Annotated in this window: 15 protein-coding genes; 8 read left to right on the forward strand and 7 right to left on the reverse strand. The window is 38.0% G+C overall.

Features of this window, described 5'->3' with window-relative positions:
* Positions 1-14: 14 nt before the first annotated feature.
* The 5 genes from HND50_09670 to HND50_09690 all read right to left on the reverse strand — a co-directional run bounded on the left by HND50_09670 (position 15) and on the right by HND50_09690 (position 7471).
* On the reverse strand, positions 15-956 hold the full coding sequence (locus HND50_09670; protein NOG45490.1) for an electron transfer flavoprotein subunit alpha/FixB family protein: 942 nt from the start codon (positions 954-956) through the stop codon (positions 15-17).
* 146 nt (positions 957-1102) lie between these two features.
* On the reverse strand, positions 1103-1846 hold the full coding sequence (locus HND50_09675) for an electron transfer flavoprotein subunit beta/FixA family protein (protein ID NOG45491.1): 744 nt from the start codon (positions 1844-1846) through the stop codon (positions 1103-1105).
* Between the two features lie 139 nt (positions 1847-1985).
* Positions 1986-3716: an acyl-CoA dehydrogenase gene (locus tag HND50_09680; GenBank protein NOG45492.1), complete on the reverse strand. Its 1731-nt coding sequence runs from the start codon at positions 3714-3716 to the stop codon at positions 1986-1988.
* A gap of 128 nt (positions 3717-3844) precedes the next feature.
* Positions 3845-5986, reverse strand: a complete 2142-nt coding sequence (locus tag HND50_09685) for a hypothetical protein (protein NOG45493.1) — start codon at positions 5984-5986, stop codon at positions 3845-3847.
* Between the two features lie 195 nt (positions 5987-6181).
* On the reverse strand, positions 6182-7471 hold the full coding sequence (locus HND50_09690) for a thiolase family protein (protein ID NOG45494.1): 1290 nt from the start codon (positions 7469-7471) through the stop codon (positions 6182-6184).
* 412 nt (positions 7472-7883) lie between these two features.
* Between HND50_09690 and HND50_09695 the strand changes: the two genes are divergently transcribed.
* A complete protein-coding gene (locus tag HND50_09695; protein NOG45495.1) occupies positions 7884-10835 on the forward strand; it encodes a T9SS type A sorting domain-containing protein in 2952 nt (983 codons plus the stop codon).
* Between the two features lie 20 nt (positions 10836-10855).
* Here HND50_09695 and HND50_09700 read toward each other — a convergent pair whose 3' ends face one another.
* The gene (locus HND50_09700) at positions 10856-11404 is read right to left on the reverse strand and encodes a thioesterase family protein (protein ID NOG45496.1); all 549 of its coding nucleotides are present in this window, start codon (positions 11402-11404) and stop codon (positions 10856-10858) included.
* A gap of 105 nt (positions 11405-11509) precedes the next feature.
* Entirely contained in the window at positions 11510-12178 is a 669-nt protein-coding gene (locus HND50_09705) for a class I SAM-dependent methyltransferase (protein NOG45497.1), read from the reverse strand.
* A gap of 165 nt (positions 12179-12343) precedes the next feature.
* Between HND50_09705 and HND50_09710 the strand changes: the two genes are divergently transcribed.
* The 7 genes from HND50_09710 (at position 12344) to HND50_09740 (ending at position 25665) form a co-directional block, all read left to right on the forward strand.
* The gene (locus tag HND50_09710; protein ID NOG45498.1) at positions 12344-12763 is read left to right on the forward strand and encodes an OsmC family protein; all 420 of its coding nucleotides are present in this window, start codon (positions 12344-12346) and stop codon (positions 12761-12763) included.
* A 141-nt stretch (positions 12764-12904) separates the two neighbouring features.
* On the forward strand, positions 12905-15412 hold the full coding sequence (locus HND50_09715; GenBank protein NOG45499.1) for a T9SS type A sorting domain-containing protein: 2508 nt from the start codon (positions 12905-12907) through the stop codon (positions 15410-15412).
* A 95-nt stretch (positions 15413-15507) separates the two neighbouring features.
* Positions 15508-16413 carry a hypothetical protein gene (locus tag HND50_09720; GenBank protein NOG45500.1) on the forward strand — a complete coding sequence of 302 codons (906 nt, stop codon included), beginning with the start codon at positions 15508-15510 and terminating at the stop codon, positions 16411-16413.
* Positions 16414-16469: 56 nt separating this feature from the next.
* The gene (locus HND50_09725; GenBank protein ID NOG45501.1) at positions 16470-19244 is read left to right on the forward strand and encodes a T9SS type A sorting domain-containing protein; all 2775 of its coding nucleotides are present in this window, start codon (positions 16470-16472) and stop codon (positions 19242-19244) included.
* A gap of 89 nt (positions 19245-19333) precedes the next feature.
* The gene (locus HND50_09730; protein ID NOG45502.1) at positions 19334-22465 is read left to right on the forward strand and encodes a hypothetical protein; all 3132 of its coding nucleotides are present in this window, start codon (positions 19334-19336) and stop codon (positions 22463-22465) included.
* A complete protein-coding gene (locus HND50_09735; protein NOG45503.1) occupies positions 22458-23894 on the forward strand; it encodes a sigma-54-dependent Fis family transcriptional regulator in 1437 nt (478 codons plus the stop codon). The genes HND50_09730 and HND50_09735 overlap by 8 nt, the downstream gene beginning before the upstream one ends.
* A gap of 259 nt (positions 23895-24153) precedes the next feature.
* Entirely contained in the window at positions 24154-25665 is a 1512-nt protein-coding gene (locus HND50_09740; protein NOG45504.1) for a hypothetical protein, read from the forward strand.
* Positions 25666-25671: the final 6 nt, after the last annotated feature.

Consider the following 25671-nt stretch of genomic DNA (forward strand, 5'->3'; position numbering starts at 1 on the left):
AAAAGTTTAGATAATTACGCTTTTGCTTTTACTTCTTCAATCATTTTTGGTACAACGTCAAACAAGTCTGCAACTATCCCATAGTCCGCTACTTTAAAAATAGGAGCTTCTGGGTCTTTATTTATTGCAACAATATATTTCGAAGAAGACATTCCTGCTAAATGTTGAATAGCTCCGGAAATTCCAACTGCAACATATAAGCTTGGGGCAACTGTTTTGCCTGTCTGCCCAACTTGTTCATCATGTGGACGCCATCCTGCATCAACTGCAGCACGGGAAGCACCATTTGCTGCGCCAAGAGCTGAAGCAAGATCTTCAATAAGGTGCCAGTTTTCCGGGCCTTTCATTCCACGCCCGCCGGAAACAACAATATCTGCCTCAGTTACATCCAGTTTTCCTTGTGCACCGGAAATAATTTCTTTTACAACCGTATTAAAATCCACATCGCTGGCAACTGTTTCAACCGAAGCGCTAGCTGCATTTTCTTCTGCGGCATATACATTTGGACGTACAGTTACTATCTTTTTGGCTGAAGTTAGTTTAATTGTTGCCTGCACTTTTCCTGCATACATGGGCCTGACGATTTTTAAATTGTCCCCATCCATTTCAACCTGGGTGCAATCGGTTGCCATAGCGCCATTAACTCTTGCTGCAACTCTTGGTGCCAAATCTTTACCCATTGCTGTTGCACCTAAAAATAGAACATCAGCACCTTGTTTGTCCATCGCATCTGCTAAAACTTTAGCATAACCATCAGGTGAATAATCTGCCAGTTTATCACTTTTATAATGAGCTACTTTTTCAGCACCATATTTGCCAAGTTCTTCAGCATCAACATCATTTCCAATTATAGCACATTCAAAATCAAGCCCAAGTTTTTTAACCAGTGAAACGTTCTCAAAGGCAATTTTTCTTAACTTTCCATCTTTGTGTTCTGCAAAAACCAATGCTTTCATTGATTGTTTTCCTTTCAATTTTTTTATTTTCTTTTAATAAAATTGTCATGCTGAGGAACGAAGCATCCCATTGAGGAAATAGTTTTTTGAAAAATTGGGATTCTTCGCTGCACTGTGTTTCGCTCAGAATGACAGGTTATAGCAAATTAAATGACCTTTGCTTCTTCATTTAATAAACGAACTAACTCAGGAACAGCATCTGCACTATCGCCTACAATTTTCCCGGCAGACTTTTCCGCGGGATAATTATATTCAACAATCTCTAGCTGGCCATCAACCAGGCTTGCATCTTTTGCTTCGATTTGAACTTTTTTTGCACCCATAATTCCCTTCAAAGAAGCATAGCGTGGTTCATTTAATCCACGTTGTGTACTAATAATGCAAGGCGTTTGGCATTCAACAACTTCATGGGCACCTTCAATTTCACGTTCGGCAGTAACTTTTCCACCGTCCACAGCTAATTTAATTACAACATTCACAGCAGGAATATCCATTTTTTCTGCCAATAAAGAAGCCATTTGTGTGTGGTCATCATCAATAGCCTGTTTCCCGGTAAAAATCAGATCATAATTGCCTTCTTTTAAAACGGAAGCCAGGGCTTCTGCAGTAACAGATGGATCAGAAGGTGTAGAATCGGTTTTTATATGAATGGCATTTTTTGCACCCATTGCCAGGGCGCTGCGAATGGCAGATGTTACCCTGTCCGGGCCAAGTGAAATTATAGTTATATTTTCAGGATCAGTTAATTTTAATGCTTCTTCAACACCAAATTCATCATAAGGATTTAAGATAAAATTAATATCATTTTCAACGATTGATTTTTTGTCATCGCTGATTTTTACTTTGGTCTCTGTATCGGGAACTTGTTTGATACAAACTGCAATGTTCAATGTTATTCTCCTTTATAAATTTATATTTTTTACCAAAACTTTTTTTATTTTGATGATTCTATCATGCCCAACAAATTGCTAATAATAGAATCATTATATGCATGATCAGGAATATACAAACTTTCTAATCGTAATAAAACTACTCTGTCATGAAAGGAAATTCTTTTTCTTCAGTTATTAATTCGGCAATTTCTTTCATCTCTTCATCATTGTTTTTATCTACCATAAGCAAGTTTCTTCTTGCTCTGCGCCAGGCCTGCTCACAAAAGGTATTACAAATCTTGATTTCCTTATCACATTTTTCGGCACCTAACTCATCAATGCGGGTGTTTACCCTGGAGATTGTAGCAATCATTGCATATAAATCAATGGCAGCATCAGCCAGGCGGGTAGTGATCATTTCGCGGTACATAATATTTTTGCCATGCTCAATTAAAACGCGTTCCGATGCAAAACGCAGGTTCTTTGCGTAATTCTCAAACTGTGTTTTAGAGTTTGTCAAAGAAGGATGCACTTCACGGATACGATCTGTCAGAACTTTGCCTTTAATCCAATCTGTGGCGTAATCTGTTAACAAACCAAAACCTTTGATTGGATCCTTTAATGCCTTACCAATTTTTTTCAAATATTCGCCACGTTCCTGCACACCAGACAAAGCAATAAACAGGCGTAAAATTTCATTGGTGCCTTCAAATATTTGGTTAATTCGGCAATCGCGCACAATACGCTCGTAAGGATATTCTTTCATGTAGCCCAAACCACCGGCCATTTGCAGGCACTCATTTACACCTTTCCAGGTAATATCGGTTGCAAAAACTTTGCACATGGCACTTTCTAACGAGTAATCCAAATCGCCCCGGTCAACAAGCCCTGTCGTCAGGTAAGTCATACTTTCCGCAGCATATAATTCAATCGTAATTTGGGCAACTTTTTCTTTCATTGCCTCAAATTCTGCAATAGTTTTACGGAATTGTTTGCGCTGTGTGATCTGATCCATTGTGTGTTTTAAGATGTATTTCAATCCACCAAGGCTTCCACCTGCAAGTCCAAGTCGTCCTGAATTCAACACTTCCATGGCAATTTTAAAGCCTTTGCCGCGTTCGCCGATTAAATTTTCGATAGGCACTTTTACATCTTCAAAAAATATTTCCGTTGTAGATGAACCCTTAATACCAAGTTTGGATTCTTCTTTTCCTTTTGAAACGCCTCCTAAATCTGTTGTGACTATAAAGGCAGATATTTTTTCCTTGGTTTCACCATTTATCTCAACATCCTCTTTGGCAAACACCGTGAAAAAATCCGCGATTCCACCATTTGTGATCCAAAGTTTGCTGCCGTTTAAAATATAATAACCATTGGCATCATCCCGCACAGCCTTGGTTTTGATCCCCGAAGCATCCGATCCGGCGCCAGGCTCTGTTAAACAAAAAGCACCAATCAATTCACCGGTAACCAGTTTTGGTAAAAATTTCTTTTTTTGCTCTTCCGAGCCAAACAAATTTAGTGCTTTTATGCCGATGGATTGATGCGCCCCTACGGTCAACGAGGTCGACCCATCCACTTCGCTTATGGCGGAAAGCATTTTTGTAAACCCGCTGGAACCAAGCCCAAAACCATCATATTTTTCAGGCGTGTTTAATCCAAAAAAACCAAGTTCTTTTAATCCGTCAATTACTTCATCTGGAATTTTGGCATCAAGGTCAATTTGCTCAGCATTAATTTTATCATTTGCAAATTTGTTGAATGACTCGATAATCATTTTAATATTTTCGGCTTCTTCCGTATCCATTTTGGGATAAGGAAAAACCAGGTCTTCCATAATTACCCCGCTAAAAAGGGCTTTCGAAAAACTGGGTTTTATTTCTGACATAACAGACTCCTGTACTTCTTCAGTCTGTCATTCTGAGCGAAACAAAGTGCAGTGAAGAATCCCCCAAAATAAAGGTTGAGAAAAAGGGTGCTTCTCCTGAAAACAACAGGCTCAGGATGACAACATCATTATTGTTTTTTATAAAAAAGACCTTCTTTGTCTTTTACTTTAACAAGATAATCGGATGGCTTAAAACGGCTGCCAAATTTTTTCTCAAAAGTCGTCAAAGCTGAGACAACTTTTTCAAGTCCTTCACTATCAGCAAATTTTAAAAGTCCGCCGCGGAATGGTGCAAAACCGGTTCCGAAAATCATGCCAATATCAACATCACGTGCGGTTGAGGCAATGCTATCTTCAAGGCAACGCGCTGCTTCATTTATCATCGGGTAAACCATACGCTGTTGAAGCTCATCAGTATTAAGCTCGCTTTTTTCAGAAAACTTGATGAATGTTTCGACCATTGGATCATAAACTTTTTTGCGGCCTTCATACTTATAAAAGCCAAGGCCATTTTTCTTACCAAGCCGACCTGCTTTAACCAGGTTGTCTAAAAGGTCAGACTCAGCCATACGATCGGCCATAGATTGCTGCAATATTTTGGCTACCTTCGCAGCAACGTCAATCCCGACTTCATCAAAGAGTTCGATCGGTCCCATGGGCATACCAAATTTTTTCATGGCGTGGTCAAGCTCCTGGATGGAGTGTCCTTCCTCCAATAATGAAACGGCTTCAACCATATATGGCATTAACAAGCGGTTTACCAAAAATCCGGGACCATCATTCACAACAATTGGAGTTTTACCGGTTTTTTTGCAAAGTTCAAAAATTGTCGCAACTGCTTTATCACTTGTATCTTTTCCACGGATAACTTCCACCAGCGGCATTTTGTGTACCGGATTAAAAAAGTGCATTCCGGCAAAACGTTTTTTATTCTTCAAAGCAGGCATCATGTCGTTAATCAACAGGGAGGATGTGTTGGAGGCAATAATCGCATCCTTTGAAACGTGCTTTTCAAGATCGGCTAATACCATTTTTTTAATATCCAGATCTTCAACAATTGCTTCCACAACAAGATCGGTACTTTGAAAACCTGTGTAATCCGTTGTACCACTAATACGTAACATAATTTCGCGGTATTTTTCTTTTGTGAGCCTGCGCCGTTTAACTTTCTCTTTTAAAACGCTCGCTGCCTGCTGATATGCTTTCGCCACGGCATCATGATTGATATCTTTTACACGCACATCAATATCTTTTGCAGCAAAAAGCTGGGCAATTCCTCCGCCCATAACACCCGCTCCAAGTACGGCCGTCTTTTTAACATCATCTGTTGAAACGGTTTTCTTCCCGGTGCCATTTTCCTTTTTAATTTCTTCGGTCCAAAGGAAAATCTGAACCAGGCTTTTGCATATTGGTGATGCAACTAAATCACCCAATGCACGGGCTTCAATATCCAAGCCTTCTTCAAAGGACATACCTACTGTTTCTTTTAAAACTTTCAAAATGCGCAGTGGAGCAGGGTAATGGCCGCCGGACTTTTTCATTACCATTTTTTCTGCTTGCGAAAACATCAGGTTGCGGCCAACGGCGGTTTTTTCTAAAGCGGCACTTGCCAATCCTTTTGGATTTCGGCGTTTAATAATTTTTGCTGTATTGCTACTCATTATTTCATTGGCAAACTCGATGGCTTTATCAAGCTCCCATTCTCCGGCAATAATTTTATCAATCACACCTGCGCGGTAGGCGCGTTTGGCGTTTAGGTTTTTGCCGGTAAGGATAATGTCAAGCGTGCGCTGCAGACCAATTAATCGCGGAAGTCTTTGTGTGCCACCCCAACCGGGCAAGATTCCAAGGTTTACTTCGGGTAAGGCAATTTTTGTAGCAGGGCTATCTGTGGCAATACGATACGTACAAGCCAGGCTTAGTTCTGTTCCACCGCCCATACAAGCCCCGTTTATAACGGCTACAGTCGGGAAAGGCATTTTGGAAAATTTATCAAAAACAGTTTGACCACGAAGCGCAATTTGATAGCCAATTTCAGGATCGGTCAAATCTTTTATTTCGTTGATATCGGCACCGGCGATAAAAACCGGGCTTTTTTTGCCATTCATTATCAGCAGGCATTTGATATCCTCATTTTTTAAGTTGTCGGTTTTTTGTTCCAACTCTTCCATAACGGGAGTAGAAAATTTATTGACCGACTCTCCGGGAACATCAAAATACAGGATGCCAATCCCGTCGTCTCTTTTTTCAAATTTGAATGCATTTTTCATTTTATGACCTTTTACATTTTTACTGTTGTCGGCAAGGTAGGATTGCTCTCCGAGCAAGAAAAATTACGCTGTCATGAGTCAGCTCCTACCTCAAAAAGATTGTCATTCCGAGTTGTTTTTGCGAGGAATCCTATCAGCGAAAGCAAGATCATTAATCATGGGATTCTTCACTTCGTTCAGAATGACATCTAAACATTAATTCATCCTCTCTAAAATAAATGCAGCTCCTTGCCCGCCGCCAACGCACAGCGTGGCAAGCCCAATATTTTTATCACTGTTTTTTAGTTCGCGTAAAAGTGTATGCACCAACCTGGTCCCCGATGAACCCACAGGATGACCAAGTGCAATCGCACCACCATTAACATTTAAAATTTCGGGATTGATGGCACCAAGCGCCTTATCCATATCAAGGTATTTTTTGCTGTGTTCAGCTGACTCAAAAATGCGCATATTGGCAATAACCTGTGCGGCAAAAGCCTCATTAATTTCAACGCGCTCAATATCTTTCATGGTCATGCCGGCTTTCTCGAGGGCAAGTTTGGTGCTGTATGCTGGTCCAAGCCCCATTCTTTTGGGATCGAGTCCGGCGTAAGCAAAGGATTTAATCCGGCCGATTGGTTTATAACCCATTTCTTTGGCTTTCTCTTCTTCCATCACTAACACAACCGCAGCGCCGTCTGTAATCTGGCTGGCATTTCCGGCTGTGACTGTGCCGTTGTGTTTATCAAAAACCGGACGTAATTTTGTTAAAGCCTGCATATTTTGTCCTTCACGGACACCATTATCAGAGTCTAATACTTTCTCATATTTAGGCGGTATGGAAACCGGCATAAGTTCATCTTTATAGAAACCATTTTTCTGAGCTGCTTCGGCGCGATTATGGCTTAGCATTGCAAACTGATCCTGCTCTTCACGGCCAATTTTAAACTCACGTGCCAGTAATTCGGCTGTATCGCCCATATTCATTCCACAAAATCCATCTGTTAAACCAAGCTGCAATCCAACAACCGGTGTTAAAAATTTCATTTTAAATCCGGCCATGGTGCCAACTTTTTGTCCCATAGAGCGTGCTTTAAACATTGAAGCAAACCAGCGTGTTGCGGCTTCATTCCAAATAAGTGGAATCTTAGTCATACTTTCCACGCCACCGCTTAAAAACATGTTTCCATCGCCAGCTTGAATGCGGTACCAGGCATCAGAAATGGATTGCATTCCGCTGGAGCAATTGCGCTGAACTGAAAAGGCCGGTACTGCTTCGGGAACACCAGCAAGCAATGCAATGTTGCGCGCAATATTAGTAGCCTCGGGTGGCTGGGCAACATTCCCGATAATCACCTCATCAAGCTCTGCAGGATTTAATTCCATTCGCTCCAAAAATTCTTTTAGTAAAATACCACCTAATTCATGCGCCGGGATACTGTTATAAGCTGTTCCCATTTTGGCATAGGGTGTCCGTAAACCATCTACGATTACAACATTCTTCATAAGGGACCTCAATTTATTGGAAGATTTATAATTGAATATTGAAAATTACAAGCGTTTTCATTTATGATTTTCATTTTTTTAAACAGGGCAATATCAAAAAACAAACTATATTTTTTCAGAAAAACATTCCTGGTTGAGAGTTCGGCTTAATCTACGAAATTTTTCCTGATTTAATAGTAAAAAGCGTAACATGATTTTAGAAAATGCCATAATATTTTCGGCAAATTGTTTGACATGCATAGTATTTTTTTAAAAATATATGACTCACTAATAAATTCAAAATAAAAAATTTATAGAACTGGAATTTTTGATTAGCAAAGACAATCCTGAAAACAGTTGTCTAACGATAAGAATATTGGATTTTCCAAAACGGATTCTTATATTAGTAGAAAACAATTTAGTTAGGTAGATCATGAAAAAATATATTTTTTCACTATTATTGATACTAACTCTTCTCTCGGCAGATGAAGGACTAATAAATTCTTCTGGAGATAAAGCAGTGGCAAATGGAAATAAAGTTACTGTAGAGGTTTCAAATCTCGGTTCATTTTCGTCTCCGGGAAATAGGGTCACTGATTTTGTATGGAATGGTTTGGGCTATGCATATGAGTTTGGCATGTTTGTCGGTGCAGAGGTGCCTGTTCCTGAGGGCAGCCATCCGGATGCTAAATTTATTGACGGGGAATGGAGGGCACACATAATTTCAGATGGATTAAAATCCTCTGGGGAAATTTCAGGTGATTTAACCATGCGCTGGGGTTGGCAACCTATTGTTGAATCATCAATCAGTGGGTTGGAATATCTTGATAAAGCCTCTCAATTTTTGGCAAGTAGTAATGATCGTGATTATAATGGAGATGGCAAACCTGATAGTTGGCCTGCTTCCTGGGATAATGTCTGGCCGGGCAAATGGCGTGAGGGTGAAATTTTGGGTGACCAGGAAATAATTTACGGCATGGATGACAGGGACAACCTTGAGTTTGAATATTATCCTTTCCCTGAGGATTCTTCTCGAAAAGGATTGGGTATCGAGGTAGAAACACGCGTAGTACAATATGCATCAAGTTTATATGAAGATGTACTATTTGCCGTTTATGAAATCAGCAATGTAAGTGAAAAAGATTTGAATAAGGTCTTGATTGGATTTTGGGGCGATCCACATATTGGTGGCCCTGATGACTGGCGCGATGATTGGGCAGAGTATGATAAATCAACAGGTTTGGCGATGGCATGGGATGAAGATGGATTTTCATTAAATGACGCAAATATTACACCGGGGTATTTTGGCCTTTCATTTATGCAAACACCTGGTAATGCATCTGATGGAATTGATAATGATGGTGATGGGTTAATTGACGAAAGCCAAACCAATGGAATTGATGATGATGCTGATTGGAACAGCAATTTAGATGATTTGGGTGGAGATGGTTTGCCGGGAACAGGTGATGCCGGAGAAGGCGATGGTATCCCTTCTTTAGGCGAACCAAATTTTGAGTTATTGGATGTTGATGAAGTTGATATGATTGGCACAACTTCCTTTGCCCAACCTGGCTTTTCCGGGCTAAGTATAAGTGATGATGAGAAAATGTGGACAGAGTACCTTATCCCCAATAACTATGATACTACGGAAAGCGCAGGAGATTATATTTTTTTACCTGCAAGTGGATATTTTAACCTACCGGCACGGAGTACCATTCATGTAGGTGTTTCATTCATATTAGGTGAGGATAGGGAAGACCTTATTTTAAATCATCGTTATGCTCAAAAATTATATAATAGCCGTTTGGGCGGATTAACATCGAATGTGAGTTCTGTTTTAACTACTGTTGATAGTGGCACTGTTTTTGAGAGTGAAATTCCTTTAACCTGGGAAACAGAAAATCTGCCGGATGATACGGAGATACAATTTTTGGCAAAAACAACAAATGATATCTGGTATTCTATTGGAAGAGATACGTCTAACACCGGTTCAATTATTCTCGATGTTTCTACATTAGAAAGCTCAGCTTTTTATACAATGCAAAATATTGCTATTTCTTCTTCAGCGTTTGGAAAGAAAAACTCACCTTTATTTACAATTGACAATTCCGGCGAAGAAAATATTGCCCCGGAAATTGTACCCACACTCCAAGATGGAACCACCATATCGGGCGACTTTTTATTAACTTGGCTTGCCGCTGATGTAGATGGAGATATGTTTGATATTCAAATATCAGTTAATTCTGATCTCGCCAATGAAACGTTTAATGCAAGCGGAAATACCTTCATTTTGCCAACTCAGAATTTTCCAAATAATTATTATACAATTTCTTTCAAAATATCTGACCATAGCGATGAAAGGATGGAAACACGTAAGGTCTTTATTAAAAATGACAATGTAAGTTTAGATTCGACTTTGATTAACCATATAAGCGGAGCAGCAACCGGAAGTGTGTTTGCATCTGTCTTGGATGAATCAGAACTTACCGGGCATATTTATAAAATTATATTAAATGACCAAAACCCTAAAGAAATAAAATACTCTGTTATCGATTCTACTAACGGAGATACATTGGTTTCAGGTAACGATATTGAGATTTTACCAAGCTATGGATTTCTTTTCGATGGGATCAGTCTTTCTTTTAAAAATGATGATTTTGCTATAAATGAAAATAAAACCGGTTGGAAAGAGGGATCTCAATCAGATGTTCAAGTTTCTGTCTTGCGAGAGTATAACTATCCTGAAGTTCAGGTAGATTACGATATTTTGTTTTTTGACCATATAGTAGACACAGGTATTTTAGGAAATACGGTTCCATTTGAAATTTGGAATACAACTCAAAATCAAAAATCAAAATTTGTGGTTACAGACGTAAATTCAAATGGCACATGGGATTTGGGTGAAACCGTTTTAATATTAGAAAATGGAGAAACACCAAATCATATAAATTGGCAAATTATTTTTACAGATGATAGCACTGGAATAGCACCACAAAGCGGGGATATTTTTCAGTTAATTACTACAAAGTCTTTTTCAAATTCGGATGTTTATATTTTAAACACAACAACTTTGGGTCTCAAAAAAGATCAAGGCAAAATTGCCAAAGGTTTTGAGCTATTTCAGAACTACCCAAACCCATTTAATGGCAAGACTACCATTTCATTCCAACTAAAGAAAACTGATCGAGTTAAGCTTGAAATTTTTAACATACTTGGGCAGCGGGTTTTTAGTAAAGAATTAGGAAAGTTCAATCCGGGAAAACACCTTTTTGTTTGGGATGCAACCAATAATCAAAACCAGGTATTGTCATCAGGTGTATATTTATATCGAATTAAAACCGGGAAACGTTTTAGCAAGGTTAACAAGCTGGTTCTAATGAAGTAGTTTTTCAATATTTTAAATGATTAATCTGTAAGAGATTTACTCTGGTATTTCGAAACCTTTTTGGCATCCAAAAGCGCTTTCCAGGCGGTAACAGTTTTTGGTTCTTCTGGCGTTGAAATGGTTTCATCAACCAGGTCTACAATTTTTTGGAAGGGAATTTTTTCACGGCCTTTTACAAACAAGCCACGAACCATGGCAACCGCATGTAACTTTTCACCCGATTTAAACTCTTGCCGAATATACCAATATTTTTCATCCCAAAAAATCATACGCGAATGAAGATGAAATCTTTGGAACGGTTTTATTTCTTTAAAATATGAGATTTCCACTGATGTTGCTATTGGCAGGAATTTGTTTTGATGGATTTTTTTTATTAATCCAGCCTGCCCAATTAAGTGTGAGCGGCCCAGATCCATAAAGGAAAGATAGCGTGCATTGGTGACATGCATATTATAATCACAGTCCAATGGCCAGGCGCGGAATTGCATAACCGATTCATCTAAAGGATGTTTTTTCTTAATAAAGAAAAGAGATAACACTAATTTTAAAAAACGAAAATATAGATTCATGGTAACTATTTGAACTAAAGGTTTATTGGATTATTGGAATGATGGAATAACTTTTGGTTACAAATTTTCATTAGCCCATTGTTTCAGTATTCCCATTTATCTGTTTCATTTTATTTTACCCCAGATAAGCAAATGGCGGTCGCTGGCAATTTCCACATTTAAATAATCCAGCTTCTCTTGTTTTAGCTGTTCGCGGATTTCGTCTGGCTCAAAGGCTGCCAACAATGAGTTGTAAAAATCCATCCTTAAAACAGTAGGCTCTGTTGCCGAATATTGGTTTACAATGTTTTTTGCGGCTTCTTTGCTTTCCGGTCGTCTTAAATCCATTATCAGGATTGATGTATCCTTTTGTGAGTACTCTTTTACTGCCTGCCAAAAATATTGCGGTTCATGCAAATGGTGCAGTAGGCTGTTGCTGATAAGAGTATCATATTTTGCGACAGGTAATTTTACACCAGGAATAAATCCTTTAATAAATTTTATTCGCTGATTTAATTTTTCATCATTTTCAATGATTTTTTTGCCATGGGTCATCATTTCTTCTGCGCCATCAACCCCATGAATTATCATGTTTGGGAATGATTTTGCAAATCGCAACATAATGTCACCAGGACCACAGCCGAGGTCCAATGTGTTTCCATCTCCGCTGAAATCTGGGAATTTGTTATTAAAAAGTTCTAAAAAAAGGCTGTTTGAGTTTTCAAAATCTGCAGATGCATAGGCCTCAGCCTGTTCCGCGTTGTCCATTAATTCAGGTTCAGCGAATCTTTTCATGTATTCCTTTTACATTATGAGTATTCAAGTTATCCTTTCTAAAAACATTTTCCAAAAGGAATTAGCCAACATTTAGTAAGATCATATTTTCGATGAATTAATAAGATATGTAACTTTAAAAATAAAATACATCGAATAGATAAATTGAAATTTAAGGAGAATAAAATGCCACAAGTAAAAGCTGTTCATATAAAAGGTGTAACTTTCATGGGTGTGGGTGATAGTAAAAGCTGGGTACCAATGGATGGTCCTGAAACATTTGGCGGATCTGATTCCGGTGTGCGTCCGAAAGAGTTAATTTTGCATTCATTGGCGGGCTGTACGGGAAGTGATGTTGCATCAATCTTAACAAAGATGCGCGTACCATATACAAAATTTGAAGTACATGTAAGTGCTGATATGGCGGATGAGCATCCAAAAGTTTATACAAAAATGGAAATTGTTTATAAGTTTTGGGGAGAGAATTTGGACACATCCAAACTTGAAAAGGCAATTGATCTTTCTGAAAACACCTATTGTGCTGTTAATGCAATGTTAAGTAAGGCTTTACCGATTACAACAAGATACGAGGTTAATCCGGCGTAATAATCTAACATTTTTCAATAAAAAAAGGTGTTCATTTTTGAATGCCTTTTTTTGTGATTAATATTTGGTTTTGTCCAATTAATATCTTTAATTTGTATAAGTTTGTTTAGATTCCGAATTAACTACTTAATTAAGGATATCATGTTTAAAAAATTATTATTAACTTTTTCGTTTGCCCTATCCGGTATACTAAATGCCCAGGTTACAGGGCTTTCCGATTGGACAGTTTTTGTCGATCCGGGGCATAGTCAAACTGAGAACACGGGCATCTACAATTATTCTGAGGCGCATAAAGTTTTGAGGATTGCCTGGTATTTGCAGGAATTGCTTGAAACCAAAACGGATATTTCCGCTGTTTATCTTTCCAGAACAAATGACGAAGAAATTGTCTCACTTTCTCAGCGTACAGCGGCAGCCAACAGTATTAACACAACCTGGTATCATTCAATCCATTCCGATGCAAGTTCTCCTACCGCAAACAGCACATTGCTTTTACACGGTGGTTGGAGACAGAATGGTGCAACTGTTGAAAAATCGCCAAAAGGCGGAAAACGAATGAGTGATATCATGGTCGATCTTTATTCACGTGCAATGCGCATATCCACACGGGGAAATTACGCCGATCGAACATTTTACCAGGGATTTCCGGACAATCACGCCAATCTTTATCCATACCTTCATGTTAACCGTGAATCTAACATGACCTCCGAATTATCTGAAGGCGGCCATCATACAAATCCTGCACAAAACCAGCTTAACATGAATGATGATTGGAAAAAAATTGAGGCTTACGCCATTTTTTGGACATTTTTAAAATATCATGGTTTGCCCCGGCCACAAGTTGATGTAGTTGCAGGAATCGTCAGTAATCTTGAAAACGGAAAGCCGATTAATGGTGCAACAATTTCAATAAATGATACAAGCTATATTACCGACACATATGCTTCACTTTTTCATAAATATTCCACAGATCCGGAACAATTGGCAAATGGATTTTATTACCTTGATGGTTTTGATCAGGACTCTTTGGAGATAACGGTTTCTGCAGAAGGCTACCTTAGCCAAACACAAACTATTGCAATGGTGGATTCATTTTTTACTTTTAAAGATTTTGAAATGATATCAAATGTGCCACCTTATATTACCGTAAATTTTCCTGCAGAGGGTGATACAAATGTTTTAGATTTTAGCGGTATTCGGATTTCATTTAGCCGGCCAATGAACAGAGACAGTGTCGAAGCTGCATTTTCTATTGAACCCGGTGTTGACGGGACCTTTAAATGGATTGAGGATGATTATACTCTTTTCTATCAAACAGAAAATATGCTTACAAACACTGAGTATGTTGTGGTTTTAGACTCATCTGCTGAGGATAAATATGGTAACACACTGGATGCAAATGGTGATGGAATTACAGGTGATGGACTTATTTTTTCGTTTAAAACCGGTAAAGATGAGAATCCTCCGGTCCTTCAATCTCAGTACCCTGGTTACAACAAGAAAGATATTGAACTATTGCCGGTTCTTAGTTATGAATACAATGAAGTTATTGACTCTTTATCCATTTTGGATGATCCAATAACACTCACCAATGATTCAAACTCTTCAATGGTTAATGGCACGACACTTTTTTATTCAGTAAATAATAAAACGGTCTTCAATTATTTTCCATTAGAAAAGTTAGAACCACTAACACGCTATTTAATAAATATCCAATCGGGGTTTGAGGATGTTTTTGGTAATGCGACGGCCTCGGAATTGATTTTCCCATTTACAACCGGCAACGAAGATTGGGATATTACTTCCATCGACAATTTTGATGCCGGATTTACAAGCTATTGGTGGCAACCCAGCCAAAGCGGAAGCACTACCGGTATTAAAGAGAGTACAAAGCTTTTTGTGGAAGATTCGATTTTAAACCGGTTGACCGAAAGCACTCAAACAATGGGTATGGATTATGAATGGGACTTGGGTAGTAGCTCGTGGTTATTGCGAGAATATTTAAGTGGAGGTCCGGCAAGATCCAAAACTTTTGATAAAAGCTATAAACTTCAGGTTTATATTTTTGGAGATGGCAGTAATACAAAATTCCGTTTTGCCTTGGATGAAGGAACCTCAACATCAAACTGGACAGGGCATGAGGTTTCTGTTTGGTTTCCTATAGATTGGATTGGCTGGCGTTTGGTTGAGTGGGATTTAAGTGATCCGGATATGGTTGGGAGTTGGCTTGGCAATGGTAAACTGGATAAATCAAAATATCGCATTGATAGTTTCCAGCTTACTTATGACAGTTCTTCAGAAAAGGGAACAGTTTATTTTGACGATCTGCGTCTTGTAAAAACATCTCCTGTTTTAAGTCTGGAAAATAATCCAAATGAAATACCTAAAAATTATATTCTAAACCAAAACTACCCAAATCCGTTTAACCCTACTACAAAAATAAACTATGAAATTCCAAAGGCGGGCAAGGTTTTTATAGATGTTTTTAATAGTCTGGGTCAAAGAGTTGAAGTTCTCGTTGAAAGCTATCAGCCTGCTGGAAAACATACCTTGGTATTTAATGGATCAAAATACTCAGCCGGGACATATACAATCCGCATGCGGATAAATAATAAATCTTTTGTAAAGAAAATGACACTTTTGAAATAAGTATTAAATGTCCCCAGAGCTTGTCGAAGGGACATATTGTTGGATTTAAATAACCCTTCGGCAAGCTCGGGGTTTAAATTATAGGATTTAAAAAAATGAAAAAACTTTTATTAATTATTCTATTAACGTTTTCAGCGAATGCTCAAAACATTAGTGTTAAAAGTATAAATCAGTTTACTCAACTTGATCAAGGTCAGTTCTTTCATCCGCAAATTAGTCCAAAAGGTGAACTGCTTTTTACTGGGGCAGGATACACCGGTTTATATTTAATGGATCTTTCTGGTAATATTAAAACCCTGAGCGAGGAACCGGGCGCGGGTTATGAGCCAGCTTTTTCAGAGGATGGGAGTTATGTATATTTCAGGCCTTATAAATATGAAGGAATGAAAAAAGTATCTTCACTTATCAAAAAAGATATCACGCAGAATAGTGAAAAAGTTTTAATAAAAGATGAACGAGATTTCACATCTGCCAAAAGGCTTCCCGGCGGGTCGGTTGCAGTTAGCAGGAACGCAGCTTTTTTTGTAGCTGATGAAGCTCAAAATGTATCAAAATCAATTGGCAATGAGACGGCTGCTTTTATTGAAAAAGGGAAGATTGCTTTATATAAAAATGGTGAAAAGACAATTTTAACGCCAAATGGCGATGGATTTTATTTATGGCCTTCCATTTCACCGGATGGTACAAAGCTTCTTTTTACAAAAGCGGGCAAGGGTACATTTATCTCAACTTTGGATGGAGAGATATTGGTTGAACTTGGTTATGCCAATGCTCCACGTTGGTCTCCGGATGGCCAATGGGTTGTATTTATGCGCGATTTGGATGATGGTCATCAGATAATCGAATCTGATATTTTTGTTATTTCTGCCGATGGAAAAAATACAATTGCTATCACTGAAACAGAAGATATTAAAGAAGTATATCCGTTTTGGGGGCCTGAAAATGAAATTGTTTTTGGATCTGAAAAGGGAATCATTTTTAAAGCAATTCTGGAAAAATAAGTTAGCTTTTTTTTGAGTTCACAGTGGAATAATTATACTTGTTGGTATGGATGCACATGAATTTTAATTTTTTAAAAATTGTCTTTTTCTTTTTGTTGTTAAGTAACATTTTATTTGCTCAGTTTTCCGGTTTCAAAATTATGGTTAATCCAGGGCATGGAGGTCATGATTCGGATGATCGTTTTATACCAGCAACAGGATTTTGGGAATCGGAAGGAAACCTGACCAAAGGTTTATACCTGCGTGATTTATTGGAAGCGCGTGGTGCCGAAGTGATTATGTCCCGCACTCAAAACCGAACTGAAGATGACTTGCCTCTATCACAAATTTCCGGAATTGCCAATTCAAATAATGTAGATTATTTCCAATCGATTCACAGTAATGGGTTCCAGGGAACAGCAAATCGAACATCCGTTTTTTGGGAGCAAAAAGAGAATGGACAACCGGACTTCCCTGATGCGAAACGGGCATCTGAAATTCTTGCCGATAAAATTTTTGAAGTTAATTTTACAACTAGTACAGCAACGCATGGCGATCTTCAATATTTAGGATTTAACCTGGGAGTTTTAAGAAGCCTCAATATGCCCGGATGTTTAACAGAAGGCTCCTTTCATGATTATATTCCTGAATCTTACCGACTGCTAAATCTTGATTACCGTAAACATGAAGCAGTTGCAATTTTAAGGGGAATGCTGGAGTATTTTGATTTGCCTGCTTTGGAACACGGAGCCATTGCCGGGATAACAAAAGATAAATCAAAAACAGTTTCCTATAATTTTTCAGGCGGAAAAACCAATGACAAGTATAAGCCTATCAATAATATTTTTGCGTCTTTATACCAGGATGAAACGTTTTTAAAAAGTTATAAAGGTGATTTTAATAACAATGGGTATTTCGTTTTTGATTCCCTTGCGCCGGGCAGCTATACGGTAATAGTGGATGATGGCTCTTATGCTGCTGATACTTTGTTGATAAATGTTACGGCAAATAAAACATCTTTTAAAGAAGTTTTTTTAATAAGTGATAGTGAAAAAGAACCATTGGTTTACAGCACAACGCCGGAAAATAGTGATAGCGGTTTAAACACATATTCGGCATTATACATTACTTTTAGCCGTCCGATGAACACTGATTCAACAGAAGAAGCTTTTTCAATTTTACCGATAGTAAAAGGCGTTGCTGAAGAAGTTGAAGGCACATTCTCCTGGCAGGAAAGTAACCAGGTTTTGGTTTTTAGCCCATCAGCCGCATTTAATCCTCAAACGGATTATCAGGTTACAGTCAGCACAAAAGCACAAAGCTCTTCAAATATTAATATGATTGAACCTTATCAATTTTCCTTTAGCACGGCTGACCAACATAATTATCCCAAGGTAACCAAAACGCTTCCGGTGCAGGGCGACAGCATCACAATTTTTGAAAATTTTGAAGTGTTTTTTAGCCAGGAAATGATCCGGGAAAAAGTTGAACAGGCTCTCTTAATTGAACCGCTGGTTGAAGGTAGCTTAAGCTGGACAAATAATAAGCATTTTATTTTTACACCCGATTCGCTTTCAATAAATACAGTTTATACAATCACTTTGCAGGATAGTATTGCTTTGAACGAATTTTCTGTTGGATTGGAAAATGATTATGTTTTTTCTTTTAAAACTTATAACCGCAGCAGCCTAAATATTTTGGAATGGTTTCCGCAACAAGGTGATACCTCAATTAGCACACGTACAAATTTTTTCTTTCATTTTGATGGCAACTTAGATGTCGGGACAGTTGTTGCGAATCTTTCTTTGAAGGATGAGGATCAAAATAATCTTGAGCTCGATTCCTATAAACTGGGAGAAAGAAACGGTACATCGGTTTTGAGTTTTATTGCAAAAGAAGAATTGGGCAGGAAGAGAAAGTTTACTCTGACAATTTTACCGGGTATAAAAGATGTGGACGGATTGGTTCTAGAAGACAGCCTCAGTTTTAATTTTACAACACAAATCGCCAAATACAAATCGGGTTTGGTTTTTGATGATTTTGAAGAAGATTCGGGCTGGAAGGATCCTGAATTTGGCCCGGCCACACAAAATGTCGATCTGAGTAAATCAGCATATTATATTTCATTTTCTGAACAAATTAACGGGTTCAAATCAGCCCTATTAAAATATCAATTTTCAGGTGATAGCGCCGGGATTTGCCAGGTGTTCCGTGAAGAAGCTTTTGATTTAACTTTTGCCGACAGTTCATTTTTTGGTCTATGGGTTTATGGCGACTTCTCTTTTAATACACTGGAACTTTGGTATGATGTGGATGGCCAGCAATACAGAATTCTTGAGCTGGATACATTAGACTTCTCTGGCTGGAAGCTAGTCAAATTTCCTGTTTCACAGTTTGATGGCAGTGAAATTTCTTTGCATAGTATTGTGGTAAAACAGCAACCCGGTGCTTATACGCAGGGCACCATTTATATTGATGATTTACAATATGATGTGGTGACAGCTTTGCAAAAAACAGACAATCCAATTATTCTGACAAAGTTCAATCTTCAGCAAAACTACCCAAACCCTTTTAATCCAAATACAACTATTAGTTACACTGTAAGGGCGAATAGCAATTCGCCACAACAAGTAAAACTGGTAGTTTATGATCTGCTTGGACGCAGGGTAAAAACACTTATTGATAAACCCCAACAAGCCGGAAAATACAAAGTTGCTTTTGATGCTTCAGGATTAGCGAGTGGCGTCTATTATTACAGAATTAAAATTGGCCCTTCGACAGGCTCAGGAACCAATTCATCAGGCTCAGGGTCCGGATTTGAGCAAGTACGAAAGATGCTTTTATTACGATAGCTTCAATTCCTGCTTGCTGAATGCAACTTTAAAATGTAAATTCTGTTAACAGTGAAAACCAAGTAAGCAATCCTGTAAACAGAAAACAAATGAAACGATTTATATTTTGCCTTTTTAGCCTTATCATTTTTAGCTCTGCGCAACCTGCAGAAAAGCAGCAACCTTCCTTTACCATGCTGCAATCCAACCAGATTACCGGAATGATTCCAGATATAGATGATGCTTACGGAGTTGTTTTTCGCGATTTAAACAATGACGATCATCCGGATTTGTACATCACTTGTTTTAGAAACCTGAACCGATTGCTGATAAATAACGGCGGGCTTATCCCTTTTGTGGACCGCACCGTTTTCTCCGGAACAGGTGGATATATGATGACCCATGGCAATACCAATCTTGAACTGGGCGCAAATGTAGCGGATTATGATAACGACGGATTGCCGGATCTGTTTTTGGCTGGCTGGGGAAAAACGCACAAACTTCTCCGAAACCAAGGTCAGGTAACTTTTGAGGATGCCACGGAAAATCTAAACATTCCGGGCAAGATGGATGCCAACCAGGGTTTATGGATTGATGTTGATAATGATGGGTTTCTCGATTTATATATTACTGATGAGCACCAAAGCAATCGACTTCTTAAAAATCAGCAGAACGGCTCTTTTAAAGAAGTAATTTGGACGGATACATTTATTGATAAAGCCGTAAGCCAGGGCGCCAGTAACTGTGATTTTGATTTGGATGGTGATGAAGATATTTATGTCTCCAACTGGTTTGAACCGGATTATTTACTTGTAAATGATGGATCGGGAAAGTTTAATAAGCTTCGTTTTAAACTGCCAACGCTGGTTGATTCTGTCTCCACAAACAGCAGTTCATTTGCAGATTTTGATAATGATGGCGACCCGGATTTACTTGTAGCGGGGAATAATGGCGTCGTTTATTATTATGAAAACCAGACTGATTCCAACGGAGTAAATTTTATTGAAAAAAACAATCACCCCTTTTACAATTTGTATGACAGGGTTTTTGGAATCCTTGTGGAAGATTTTAACATGGATGGTTGGCTTGATTGTTTTATCACAACCCGCGGCGAAAACAGGTTGTATATCAATGATGGTAGTGGAGGATTTTTTGCAAAGTATGATTCTGACAAAAAGTTACTTTACAGTACCGGCTCATCTGCTGAAGATATTGATCGCGATGGTGATCTTGACATAATAGTTTCCAACAAATCTGATAATAGCCAGGTTTATTTAAATCCAACCAACAGCCGGAACTATATCCGTTTAAAGTTTCAGGGTGTAACGTCAAACAGGGATGCAGTAGGTACAAAACTTTTCTTCTATGCCCGAACAGACAGCGGGCGTAAGTTTTTGGGTTACAGGGTTGTCAATGTAAATACCTCATATCTTTCATCAAAAACTCCGGATGTGACTTTTGCTACAAGAGATTTTAAACAGCTTAGTGTTGATGTGATTTTCCCGTCCGGAGTAAGTGTAACGAAGGAGTATACCAGGTTTGGCAGATCACGAACGGTTCGTGAATACCGAAATATAATCCAGGCTTATTATTTAACAGTTAAGGCTGTAAAAATTTTGGTAAACCGACCAAGTTTCTGGATTAATAGCTTGTTGGTTTTAGCGATCTTTATCTTTATTGCCACTTATCTTTTTCTTGGATTAAAAAGATATTTATGGTCTGCCTTTAATATTTCTTTTCAATTATCTCTGTGGTTTGCGGTCAGCCTTGTACTGTTTATTTTCCTTCGTGCTGCTTCAACTTTTACAATTTTATTAACCATTTTCAGCATCGCACTTTTCAGTATTATTTTGCTGACAATTTACTCAGAGCATTTTTTAAGATTGCGCCGAAAGCGGGATACAATTCGTAATATGCTGCAAAAATTATCAGATAGAATTATCAATATTCACGAAAATAATCTGCTTGCCAAAGAAGTAGTTGAAACTGTTAACGAACATCCGGAAATAAAAGAGGTGTGTTTCTATATTCAGGATCCTGCTAATAAGCTTAACCTCGCTTATGGTTCAAATTCGTTTACAAAAACAATCGCTTTTGATTCAATTTTTGAAAGTACTCTAAAAGGTAAAAACAGTTTTTCTGTTGCTGAAAAAAACATAATAGAAATATTTGATCCATCCATAAACCTTATTCTTCCGGTTAAACGCAAAGAAACACTTTTTGGTGTAATCGGGCTTAATATGCCAAATAGTTCCAGTGCCATAAATCAGCAGGATATAACCCAGCTTTCATCTATCGCCAGTCAGTCGGCAATCGCTATCGAAAACAATAACTATATTAAGGAAACTGCAGATTTAATCGAGCAGCTAACCAGTGCAAAAATTAAAGAGCAATATGTTCAGCAACTGGAGAAATCCAATTCTGATCTCGATGAAAAAAACAAGGAACTTAGCCGCTTGTTTAAGGAGCTGGCAGAAAAAGAATCACAACTTATTCACTCCGAAAAAATGGCGTCTTTGGGTCAGCTTGTTGCTGGTATTTCTCATGAACTGAATAATCCGATCAGTTTTATTTACACAAACATGAAGGTTATCTCAGATTATATCGAGGACTTAAATTCATTGCTAACACCAGTTTCTGATACAAGTACAAAACAAAAAATTGATTCTGTTTTAGAGGAGCTTAAGAGTATTATTGAAGATAGTTCTAATGGCAGTAAAGCAATAAAAGAAATTGTTTATAACCTTAAAAACTTTTCTCGCCTCGATGAAGCTGAGTGGAAGGAATCACAGATCAGTGAGATTATTTCATCTTGTCTGAAAATTCTTAAACCGCAAATTCCTGATAATATAAATGTAAATTTAAATTTAGAAGATGACCCGCGTTTTTTCTGTAATCCAGGCCAGTTAAACCAGGTGTTTTTAAACTTACTAACCAATGCGATTCAGGCAATTAAAGAAGAAGGAAGCATTGGAATAAAATCAAAAAGTGTTGGGAAATCTATTGAGGTTTCAGTCTCAGATTCAGGATCTGGCATACCAAAGGAAATCATTAAAAAAATATTTGATCCATTTTTTACAACGAAACCAGTAAATGAAGGTACCGGTTTAGGATTAAGTATTTCATATTCAATTATTAAAAAACACAATGGCGATTTGTTCGTTAAAAGTGTAGATAATAGTGGAACAGTTTTTACTGTAAAACTGCCACTAAAACTGGAGAGGCCAATTGAAAATGAATAAAGCCAATATATTAATTGTTGATGATCAGCAGGAAATTTTAAACTCCATGCGCAGAATTTTTCAAAGGGAATATACCGTTTTTACAGCCCTTAGTGGTGCTGAAGGTATCAAGATTCTAAACCAGGAAAGTATAACTGTCATTCTTTCAGATCAACGAATGCCTCAAATGGATGGTGTTGAATTTTTGGAAAAAGCTTTTGCACTTCAGCCAGATGCAATCCGGATTATGGTGACCGGTTATGCAGATATTGAGGCATCGATCAATGCAGTTAATAATGCTCAAATCTATCAATATATTGCCAAACCATTTGAGCCTGATGAACTAAAGCTTGTAGTAAAAGGGGCAGTTGAAAGATATAACTTAACCCAGCAAAACAAAGTAATGCAACAAGAGTTGGTAAAGCAAAATGCCGTTTTGGAAAAGGAAAATATTGAACTAAAAAATCAGTTTTCAGAACAACTGGATTTAGGGAATTTTATTGGTCATGGACCGGCAATGCAGAAAATTTTTAAGCTGGTAAAAAAAGTTATGAATACGCCCACCTCTGTTCTTCTTCTTGGTGAAACAGGTACGGGCAAAGAAATGCTTGCAAAAATGATCCATTATAACAGTAACCGTAAAAATAAAATGTTTGTTGTTCAAAACTGCGGTGCAATCCCGGATACGCTTTTACAAAGTGAATTGTTTGGTCATATAAAAGGATCGTTTACCGGGGCAATAAATGATAAAAAGGGTTTGTTTGAACAGGCAGATAATGGAACAATTTTTCTCGATGAAATTGGCGATACATCTCAGGCATTGCAAATTGGATTATTGCGTGTTCTTCAGGAAGGTGAAATAAAGCCGGTTGGAAGTACAAAAACTATAAAAGTAGATGTGCGTGTGGTTGCAGCAACCAATCGTGATTTATTGAAAGATGTTGAAGAAGGTCGTTTTAGGGAAGATTTGTATTATCGGTTGAATGTGTTTCCAATAAATATCCCACCACTGCGGGAAAGGAAAGAGGACATTGCAGAGTTAGTACGATTTTTTATCGATAAATTTGCAGAACGAATATCAAAAGAAGTAAAAGGGATTGATGAAACAGTTTTACAAAACCTGATTGATGCTTCATTTCCAGGAAATGTACGAGAGCTGGAAAATGAAATTGAAAGAATGGTAACTTTGGTAGATGAGGCGGCTGTGATTGGAACAGACGAACTATCTGATCGTTTTAAACAGAACAATAATAATTTTCAAAAGCAACTAAGTTTTACTCAATTAAAGCCGGCAATTGAACATGTTGAAACAACTTTAATTTCTCAGGCCTTAAAGAAAACCAAAGGCAATGTTTTAAAATCTGCTGAGATATTGGGTGTAAGCAGAGTTGGCTTACACAAAATGTTAAAACGGCATCAAATTTTAGTTGCAGAATATAAAGCTGGGTAAATTCGTAAACGATGTTTACACTAAACTTAATTATGCACCCATCGTTTACACATGACTAAGATTTTTGTTTTTTTAACTTGAGAATTGTATAAAGATAAACACAAATAAAATGCTATTACAGCATGTTTATAACAGTAACCTTGGGCTGTTACAGGTAGATTCATGATTGATGCACTCGGGAATTACAAATTTTGGCTGCAAACAATATGTTTGGCATAATTATTGAACTATTTGTGATCGACTAAGATGGAGAAGCAAAATGAAAACATTATTAACACCATTAATACTCTTGATCAGCTTTTTTTTAACATCATGCTATACCCAATTCGCATCTGCAAGGCATGATGATGATTATGTTGTGAAAAGAGAGCGTCGTGTTAAACAAGAACGCCGTGATCGGGATGAAGAGCAATATGCTTATGAAGATGATGCCGACGAAAACGAAGATGAATATTATGAGGAAGAATATTACGAAGATGATGATGATTTTGAAACAATTGAAGTAACGGAATATCACTATTCAGTTCGTCCCTACGTGTACCGTTACAGATATACGCATTATGATCCCTGGGATTATTACTGGTACGATTACCACCGTCCTTACAGGCCGGGCGTTTATGTTGTTTACCGACCTCGATACTATGATCCATACTGGACGGGTTTTTATTGCAGCCCTTACGACCGTTATTATTATGATCCCTGGGATTCCTGGTGCGGGTATCCTGCATATGGTTATAACCCTTACTACTATAATCCATATTATTACGATTCACACTATGGTTATGGCTATGGTCACCGTTATTATGGCAGAAATTACAATCGTGGAAGAGAGCTGCACAGAGCAAAAAGGCCTTTTAGCGCCAGAGGAAACTCTTTAGCGGGTGGCTCGGTCCTAACACCAACCCGTCCAATCAGGCCGGGGAGAACAGGAATTGCAAATACCGGTGAAATTGATATGCCTGGTTTAGCACCTGTCGGTAGAGGTTCAAGAAATACTGCAGGCAACAATCAGCCAACAGTAAAGCCGATTTCTAAAGGCGGAAATGACATAGCATATCCAAACAGGAAAGCAAATCTAGTAAACGAAAAAGCTGGCAGAAGTAATCAGATTCCAAATAAAGATGGTAAAACTAGAAGAATTACGGATAATGAGATTTATAAACCGAACAGTGGTTCAAATCAGAAAGAGGCCAAAAGAAAATATGATAAGAAATATTACCACAGTTCGGACAGGATTAAATCGGAATTAAAGAAATCAAATAGTGAGAAAAAAGCGGTTGAGAGAAAAAGATATCCAGATCAAAGAAGCCAAAGTAAAACTCGTGGTTCGCGTTATAATTCAAGAGACAATTTCAAAACAAGTAATACATCCGTAGGTAAAAGCAGTGAAACAAGATCATCAAGATCAAAATCCGGTAAAGTAGAAAGAAAAACCTATAGTCCGAAACCAGAAAAAAGATCAAGTGAAAGCCGTTCTTCAAAACCGAGATACCGTGAAAGTAAACCGACGAAAAGAACGCAAAGTAGCAAATCATCAAAGCCGAGATATCGGGAAAGCAAGCCAACCAAAAAATCAAGCAGTTCAAGTCGTTCAAAATCGAGTTATGGCGGAAGTAAGTCATCGGGTAAAAGCTATTCAGCACCTAAGTCTTCCGGCAGATCATCAAGTTCGGTTCGTTCAACACCATCAAGGTCAAAATCAAGTTCTTCAGGTTCCCGTTCAAGATCATCATCCGGCAGAAGTAGTAACAGTCGCTCAAAAAGAAAATAAGGAATT

It is taken from the genome of Calditrichota bacterium (assembly GCA_013112635.1).
Classification (GTDB): Bacteria; Calditrichota; Calditrichia; order Calditrichales; family J004; genus JABFGF01.

What these genes read in the sequence shown, in the direction of transcription:
- HND50_09680 (NOG45492.1), bottom strand. Translation starts at nt 3,716, where the DNA reads ATGTCAGAAATAAAACCCAGTTTTTCGAAAGCCCTTTTTAGCGGGGTA.
- HND50_09695 (NOG45495.1), top strand. Translation starts at nt 7,884, where the DNA reads ATGAAAAAATATATTTTTTCACTATTATTGATACTAACTCTTCTCTCG.
- HND50_09705 (NOG45497.1), bottom strand. Translation starts at nt 12,178, where the DNA reads ATGAAAAGATTCGCTGAACCTGAATTAATGGACAACGCGGAACAGGCT.
- HND50_09710 (NOG45498.1), top strand. Translation starts at nt 12,344, where the DNA reads ATGCCACAAGTAAAAGCTGTTCATATAAAAGGTGTAACTTTCATGGGT.
- HND50_09735 (NOG45503.1), top strand. Translation starts at nt 22,458, where the DNA reads ATGAATAAAGCCAATATATTAATTGTTGATGATCAGCAGGAAATTTTA.
- HND50_09685 (NOG45493.1), bottom strand. Translation starts at nt 5,986, where the DNA reads ATGAAAAATGCATTCAAATTTGAAAAAAGAGACGACGGGATTGGCATC.
- HND50_09740 (NOG45504.1), top strand. Translation starts at nt 24,154, where the DNA reads ATGAAAACATTATTAACACCATTAATACTCTTGATCAGCTTTTTTTTA.
- HND50_09690 (NOG45494.1), bottom strand. Translation starts at nt 7,471, where the DNA reads ATGAAGAATGTTGTAATCGTAGATGGTTTACGGACACCCTATGCCAAA.
- HND50_09670 (NOG45490.1), bottom strand. Translation starts at nt 956, where the DNA reads ATGAAAGCATTGGTTTTTGCAGAACACAAAGATGGAAAGTTAAGAAAA.
- HND50_09725 (NOG45501.1), top strand. Translation starts at nt 16,470, where the DNA reads ATGAATTTTAATTTTTTAAAAATTGTCTTTTTCTTTTTGTTGTTAAGT.
- HND50_09720 (NOG45500.1), top strand. Translation starts at nt 15,508, where the DNA reads ATGAAAAAACTTTTATTAATTATTCTATTAACGTTTTCAGCGAATGCT.
- HND50_09700 (NOG45496.1), bottom strand. Translation starts at nt 11,404, where the DNA reads ATGAATCTATATTTTCGTTTTTTAAAATTAGTGTTATCTCTTTTCTTT.
- HND50_09730 (NOG45502.1), top strand. Translation starts at nt 19,334, where the DNA reads ATGAAACGATTTATATTTTGCCTTTTTAGCCTTATCATTTTTAGCTCT.
- HND50_09715 (NOG45499.1), top strand. Translation starts at nt 12,905, where the DNA reads ATGTTTAAAAAATTATTATTAACTTTTTCGTTTGCCCTATCCGGTATA.